2 protein-coding genes and 1 pseudogene are annotated in these 3,976 nt (G+C 49.6%); 1 reads left to right on the top strand and 2 read right to left on the bottom strand.

The window, feature by feature from the left end; genetic code table 11:
- Positions 1-779: DUF4142 domain-containing protein (locus tag H6F50_RS02950; RefSeq protein ID WP_242028876.1), on the bottom strand; the 779-nt coding region annotated here is incomplete at its 3' end.
- Between the two features lie 787 nt (positions 780-1,566).
- On the opposite strand from H6F50_RS02950, the gene H6F50_RS02945 reads away from it, so the two are divergent.
- Positions 1,567-3,585, top strand: coding sequence for an FAD-dependent oxidoreductase (locus H6F50_RS02945; RefSeq protein ID WP_190426137.1), 2,019 nt, complete (start codon positions 1,567-1,569; stop codon positions 3,583-3,585).
- 53 nt (positions 3,586-3,638) lie between these two features.
- Here the strand turns inward: H6F50_RS02945 and H6F50_RS02940 are convergent.
- Positions 3,639-3,976: pseudogene (locus H6F50_RS02940) on the bottom strand (hypothetical protein); the annotation flags it as partial.

Below are 3,976 nucleotides of genomic sequence, written 5' to 3'. Positions count from 1 at the left end.
GGGGTCGTCTGTGTTCCAGGAGTCATCTGTGTCCCAGGAGTTGTCTGCATTCCCCGGTTCATCTGCATATTCGGGGTTGTCTGCGTCCCCTGGTTCATCTGCATCCCCCGGTTCATCTGCGTCCCCCGGTTCATCTGCATCCCAGACATTCCAGGCATTCCAGGCATCGCATTGTCTGTCTCAGCCACCTTGGCACCTGTCATCGAAGCAGCCATTTCTAAATGACCCTGCACCCTTGGCAAGATTCTGCCAGCAAACGCTTTCAGATCGGGATCTTGTCCCAGTCCAACTTGACGCTGGTACACTGCGGCACTTTCTAAGTGACCGTTCAGCCCGCCCTCCATCATATAGGCTTGGTCGAAGCTCTTTCCAGACAACTGCTGAAGCCGCATCATTGCTGCTTCATACTTTGGCCCCGGAGTCGTTGGAGGCGTGATTCCCTTCTGAGCCGCTAACTGCATTAGCTCTTGGTTCGCCCGTGTATGCTCCTGAATCATCTGCTGCGCGAACTGCTTTACATTCGGGTCGGTTGACTTTTCTAACGCCAGTTGCCCTAGTTGTACTTCTGCCATTCCCCCGTGGGCGGCGTCCATAATAAACTGCCTATCTAGGGCAGTCAACTGGCTGTTGCGTGACGGCGTTGCCTGTCGGTTTGACGGCGTTGCCGGTCGGGTTGATGGCGTTACGGGGCGGGTGGTCTGAGCTACGGCTGAGAAGCCCAGAGACGTAAATAATCCAACTGCTACAAGGGCAGCAGTTGCTGTTGTTCGTTTCATCATGGTTAAATCTCCAGGAAATACTTTTGTTTGCTAGGGCTGACCGTAGGTTCGTTAGCCAAAAAAGAGCTAACAAATTCAGGAAAGTCTTGATGCACTAAATTTTTTTTCTCAACTCAGCGATCATTTACATCTGAGCAGGTATACATCTACTAATACTGCTTAATCTTTCTTCAACTACCTCTCTCTTTAGATATGTTTGCTTACCGAGAGAGCTAATCGTATCAATTCATTCTTTAAAACCATACTTGCTGCTAAAAATTACTTTGTAGCTTCACTGGAAATTCCAAAAAACATATTGTAGCGCCGTGTCTATCAGATGCGATCTCTAGCTTGCTCTAAATTGCAACTAAATCTCGATCGATATTTGTTTTTTAGAATAAAAATGAATGCAATCTATTTTTGTTCGGTTTTATACAGGATAATGAAATTAAAAACTAGGCTAAAGTAAGGGATTTTCAGAACTAAAAACATCTCATTAGGTAGAGGCTTATTCAGCGAGTCCTTAGGAAATTAGGATTTATTCGCAGCGCTACTGCAATCAAAATCCGAAGCACTACCAATAGCGGGAATTAGCTGCACTGCTAGCTATAGAAAAGTGCAGATGCTGACTTGAATCGCCATCTAATTCAACAGGGGGATTCGAGTAGAGTAATATTTATCGCCTTTTCGGGATAGGCTAGAGCGATCGCTTGTTCTGACTGCCGCCAGAAAAGCTTGCAATGAACAATTTGAGAGTGGTAGCGTCGGAGAGCTAGCTAGATATACGTAGAAGCTGAAACGTCTAAACATGAAGCGATCGCTCCTTAGCCTGACTCTAGGCTTAACATTGCTAGAATCATTCACTCCACTTGCTTTGGCAGCACCCCCCAGAAACCCAGATCAAACGGTGGAGTGTGAAATCTTGGTCGTTGGAGGGGGACTCTCCGGTGCGGCGACTGCCTACGAAGGCTTATTGGCGGGGCGAACCGTTTGCCTCACGGAAATTACCGACTGGGTAGGAGGACAAATTTCCGCACAGGGAACTTCCGCACTGGATGAACGCCCTACCCAACGGCAAAAGCTGTTATATTCTCGCGGCTACCTGGACTTGCGACAGCGAATCAATCGCAAATATGGAGAACTCAATCCTGGCGATTGTTGGGTTAGTGAATCCTGCTTTCTTCCCCGCGATGCTCACAAACTGCTGTACGACCAATTGCAAGATGCTGCCAAAAGAGGCAGAGGCAAGCTGAAATGGTTTCCCTCGACGGTAATCAAAGAACTGAATATCGACCAAGCGGGCAATTTGATTCAAGGTGCGATCGCTATCCAGCATCGTCCAGCGAAAGGCGCATCTCCTCTCAACACGCTGCCGCTATCGCAAACGATTGAGGATTCTTATCGCTACGAGAACTCGCCTCAGTTTGACAAAACCATTGTCCGTTTTGTACCCCAGCCAGCGAAAAAGCCAGCACCCGCAGCCCCAAATTGGTACGTGGTTGACGCCTCAGAAACCGGCGAACTGATTGCCCTGGCTGACGTTCCTTACCGGCTAGGGATTGACCCCCGTTCTTACCTCGAACCTTCTTCGTCGAGTGAAAAGGGCGATCGCTATTGCACCCAAGGCTTTACCTACACCTTTGCAATGGAGGCAACCCAACAACCACAAACCCATACCCCGCCACCCTTCTATTCTCAATATGAACCCTACTACAGCTATGAATTAAAGCGACTGGCGGACTTTGGGCTAGTCTTCACCTACCGACGCATTTGGAGTCCTAAAGCTGGAGAAACAACCAAATTCGGGGGTCTCTCCTATACGGGACCCACTCCCGGCGACATCTCCATGCAGAACTGGACTTGGGGCAACGACTACCGCCCCGGAAACGCCGAAGATAACTTAGTTTACACTCGCGACCAGTTGCAAGCCGCTGGACAGCTACAGCCTGGAGAATGGATGGGAGGATTGCGAACCGAAACCCTCCGCAAAGGCGAGGAAAACGCGCTGGGATATTTTCACTGGCTGGTTGCTGGAACCACCGACTCTCAACTTGGCCCAGGAGTTAAGCAGGCGAAACCCAATAACCGTTACCTGAGTGGGTTAGATTCCCCAATGGGAACGGTGCATGGGTTATCTAAGTATCCTTATATGCGGGAAGGACGGCGAATTATTGGACGCCCCACCTTGGCTTATCCTCAAGGTTTTAGCATTTGGGAAATTGATATTTCTCGCCGTAACTACAAAGACGACTACTACCGTCAAACATTGTCACCAGATACCTATCGGAGACTACAGGCATCGCTTGCAGGACTGGAAGTAGCGTCTGTACTGAGCGGCACCAAGCCGCCGGAACAAGTCATGCGGCGCACTCGTTCCACCATCTATCCCGACGCTGTGGGGATTGGTCACTATGCCATTGACTTCCATCCTTGCATGACCCAAAGCCCCGCAGAAGCTCCAGGAAACACCGAACGGGAAGGTGAACGACGGGGTGCAGGTCAAGCATATCCGTTCCAAATCCCTCTCAGAGCGATGATTCCCCAAAAAATCAACAATATGCTAGTGGCAGGGAAAAGTATTGCGACCAGTCATATTGCCGCCGCTGCCTATCGAGTGCATTCCTTTGAATGGTCAGCGGGGGCTGCTGCTGGAACGACAGCCGCTTTTGCCTTAGAAAATGCGATCGCGCCTTATCAGCTAGTGGATGAACTGCCACGCGCTGAACCACAACTAGAAGCGCTGAAACGTCGATTGGATAAGAATAACAATCCGACTGTCTTTCCAGACACCTCAATTTTCAACCAGAATTGGGAAGATTGGAAATGATATTTGCGAATCGGGAATGGCTAATTAAAATAGCCATTCCCGATTCGCAATGACTACTTTGCTGGCTTCTCTAGCGACCAAATAGGAAGTTTATTCACCTCTTGGAGGGTTAACTCTACATAAGTCATGTCCTCCGGCTTAGCAACTTCTAGACCAAAATAACCTTCAGGGCCATCGTGAGCGTGGGAGCCACTGCTCCGGGCCGAATAATGCCCTTGCAAACGAGCTTGATTAAATTGGGAACTCACGTTCCACAGCCACCGAGAGGGGAAGACAATACCGCCGAGATCCTCAACCCAGTCTCGACTCCCTCGCAGGTGATAGAAACGAGCCGCCTGAAAGCCCGACCTCCCATTAAAGACCCCACCCACAGAGACGATAGTGATTTTTG

Origin of the sequence: Coleofasciculus sp. FACHB-712 (assembly GCF_014695635.1) — a bacterium.
In the GTDB taxonomy this organism is placed as follows: Bacteria; Cyanobacteriota; Cyanobacteriia; order Cyanobacteriales; family FACHB-T130; genus FACHB-T130.
The sequence above is the reverse complement of the archived record's forward strand: the minus strand, read 5'-3'. Positions and strand labels throughout refer to the sequence as shown.

Bases quoted from the DNA above. Each gene is read 5' to 3' on its own strand.
- H6F50_RS02945 (WP_190426137.1), top strand. From the start codon at position 1,567: ATGAAGCGATCGCTCCTTAGCCTGACTCTAGGCTTAACATTGCTAGAA.